At 51.0% G+C, this 3466-nt stretch carries 2 protein-coding genes; both read left to right on the top strand.

Features of this window, described 5'->3' with window-relative positions:
* The first annotated feature begins 323 nt into the window (after window positions 1-323).
* The gene (locus Q0N89_RS09780) at window positions 324-1979 is read left to right on the top strand and encodes a hypothetical protein (protein WP_294035908.1); all 1656 of its coding nucleotides are present in this window, start codon (window positions 324-326) and stop codon (window positions 1977-1979) included.
* A gap of 125 nt (window positions 1980-2104) precedes the next feature.
* Window positions 2105-3466: anthranilate synthase component I family protein (locus tag Q0N89_RS09775; RefSeq protein ID WP_294035906.1), on the top strand; the 1362-nt coding region annotated here is incomplete at its 3' end.

The raw sequence follows: 3466 nt of genomic DNA, 5'->3' as shown, positions 1-3466 counted from the left end.
CTTGATTAAACCTTAACCGTTAATCTTAGTGTCTAAGAATTGGGGGTCGGTTCAGCATTTATGATATTGGTTTTTCGGAGATGTTGGATGGTTCAGGGATTTCATTCTATGTTATTTACAGCAAACAATCTGACTGCTATAAAAAGAAATCTTAGTCCTTAGTGCGGTAGGGTGCGTACAACGCACCATGAAAAAAGCAATTTAAAACTAGACTGCGAGAAAATGTCGTGAGTCGATGCATATACACCCCATTCCTTGATGGGGTTTTGTTTTTCACCAAAGTGCTTTACAATAAAGCTTTTAGTCATTCAATCATGATAGTTATGCGCCATTTGCTATTGCCCAAAGCCTTTGCCCTAAGCCTGCTGTGCACCGCCCTACTGACCGCCTGCACACCACAAGCCGAACAACCCACACCATCTGATGACACAGCCACACCCAGCACGAGCCTGACGCACGATACCGATGCCAAAATCATGGACGAAGAATTTGCCACCGGCCCAAAAGCCGCCGCCACTCGCACACCTGCCCCGACCGAAGTCCGCCACAGCACAGATGGTCAAGTCGCCACCATCGCCATCGACTATGGCAATGCCAGCGTTGGCGAATACACTGCGCCTGTGCGTGGGCTAATCATCGCCCCAGTGCAGTCAGATACGCCCACACCGCTGATTATCCTAAGTCATCTGCGTGCGCCCAACTGCGCCGACCTAGAATCACGCTATCCATGCGCCGATGGTGTCGCTGAGCTACGCTATGACGAAGGGATGCAGTATATCGGCGAGCATCTTGCCAAGCTTGGCTTTACGGTGGTGATTCCTGACCTTGCGCCTGCATTTATTGGGCTTGGGGTCAAAGAGCCGTATGATCAGACGCTACTTTGGCAACATATCATCAGCCCATTCATCAGCACCATCGAGCAGACCAATGGCGGTGATGATAAGCTGGGTACGGCGATTGCACCTGTGGATTTGACCAATATTGGCTTGTTTGTCCATTCTCGCTCGGCGCAGATGACAGACACTGCCAAAAGATTGTTTGGCGATCATCTAAAAAGCATCCTAGCCTATGCGCCATCGTATGAGACCTTTGAGCTGGCTGACATCTCGCCTGCGCCGATGGATATTCCTTATCTTGCCATCGTCGGTAGCCGTGATACCGATGTCGGCGCATCTGCCAATCTGTGGCTGTCACACTATGCCACCACACCGAGAAACACGGTGGCAAGCACGGTGGAGCTGCCGCATTTTGGTCATATGTCCATCAACCGCACCGCCGCCAAAGCAGGCATTGACGACCGTCGTGGCTGTGATATGATCGCCTGTCAAGACGATAAGGCGCATGAGCAGATGATACTTGATGTCATCAGTGATTGGTTCGGTGCAAGCTTACAAGGCAAACATAGCACCCTACCACTCACCCCACACACGCCACTACCTGAGCAAGTGGCCAATCACAGCGCAAGATGGCTTGCCCTAAGCCCAAAAGCCATCGGCTATGTCGATGCCAAAGCATTCAGCGAAACTGCACTGGATAAATCCGCAGGCGTCCAATACTGCGCCTATTCAGACCCGATGAATCCTGCAGCCGCTATCATGCCTGCTTGCCCTGAGCCTGAGATAGGCGTGGTGCAGATACTCACCCCTGTGGCGTATATCGACCACAGTGCCAAAGCCACCGCCGCCATCAAAGGCGCAAGCGCACTTGCACTACACATCGCCCCCGTGGGCAGTCATGCCGATGGCAAAGGTACGACTGTCGATATCGCTCTACTGCTTGATAATGGCGAAACCGTCAGCCTAACCATCCCTGCCACACATCCTGCCCTGATGGATAGAGCAAGCGAGCACGACAGTGGTAGCTATCGACTTGGTACAGTGCACCTACCCCTACCACAGAGCATCGCCGATCGCACCATCACCGCTGTCACCATCACCACTGACCGTCCTGTATTGGTGCGTAGTGTGGATTTTTGGTGATTGGATAAATCATGACCCAACGCCCAAACGCCCGCCCATTGTTTGATAACAGCGGTGGGCGTGATGGGGGTTTTGTTTTTGGGTAATTTGCTATACAATTTGTCTTTTTTTATTCATCGACCATCATGACTGACATCATCATCCCAAGCACGCTAAGCACTGCCGAGCTGACTTGTGCCATCGCTCACCGCCATGCTGATTGGCAGGTGTGTTTTTTGAATAATCATCACAAGCCTATGATTGGGATTTTGCCAAAAATCAGCTGGCAGATGACAAGCCATGCACAAGCACAGACACTGACCATCGCCACACGCCAAGCGATGGCGGATTATCGGTATGAACAGCTACCAAGCAGTTATGAGCATCTGATGGCACAGCTATGCACTTATGCGGATACACACAAGCCAAGCCCTGATATGCACGATACCGAGCCATCATATCAGCACGGCTTGATGGGCTTTGTCGGCTATGACATCGCCGCCCACGCACTCAATGATGGCATTGGCATTGATGAGTCTATGCCTGCGTGTTTTTTTGGGCATTATGATATTATCCTGCGTCCTTGCACAGATGGCTATCAGCTGATTTGTCATGATAACAATATCGATATCGATACACTTGGGCAGATGATTGGTGGGCTTGGCTTGGATGATTTACCAAAGAAAACTGCACTGACACTCACGCCCCTATGGTCAAAGGCCGACTATGCGCACGCCTTTGACCAAGCCCAAGCTTATCTACTGGCTGGCGATGGCTATCAAATCAATCTCACCCAAGCGTGGCAAGCCAAAAAAACAGGCGCACTATCGGCGCATCTGCCTAGCCTACTCCAACAAACCAACGCACCGTTTGCAGGCTTTTTGCAAGTAGCTGGCTTTGAGCTGTTATCGGTATCGCCTGAGCTGTTTTTTACTTTTTATCAACAAAATCATCAAATCAATATCATCACCAAACCCATCAAAGGCACTCGCCCCCGAGCGTCTGACCCTGCCGCCGATGATGCGCTCAAACAAGCACTGGCAACGAGTAGTAAGGACATCAGTGAGAACTTGATGATTGTTGATTTGCTCCGTAATGACTTGGGCAAATATGCCATCACAGGTGGTGTCAAAACGCCTGTGCGCTTTGCCATTGAAAGCTTTTATAATGTGCATCACATGGTCAGCACCATCACCGCCACGCTCAAGCCTGATAGCCACCCCATTGCTGTGCTGTTTGGCTCATTGCCGGCAGGCTCAATCACAGGCGCACCCAAAAAGCGTGCCTGCGAGATGATAGACGAGCTCGAAGCGCGCCCCCGTGGTGCGTACTGTGGCACGATGGGTTATCTGAATTTTGATGGGACGGGGCAATTTAATGTACTGATTCGCACCATCCAAGCCAATGCCGATACCGTCAGCGTCTGGGCAGGCGGCGGTATCACCATCCGCTCGCAGATGGATGATGAATATCAAGAATGTTTGGATAAAGTTGGGGCGATTTTAAAG

The sequence above is a fragment of the uncultured Moraxella sp. genome (assembly GCF_945873075.1).
Classification (GTDB): Bacteria; Pseudomonadota; Gammaproteobacteria; order Pseudomonadales; family Moraxellaceae; genus Moraxella.
Note: the sequence above shows the minus strand (reverse complement) of the source record. Positions and strands in the feature narration are given on the sequence as shown.

What these genes read in the sequence shown, in the direction of transcription:
- Q0N89_RS09780 (WP_294035908.1), top strand. Translation starts at nt 324, where the DNA reads ATGCGCCATTTGCTATTGCCCAAAGCCTTTGCCCTAAGCCTGCTGTGC.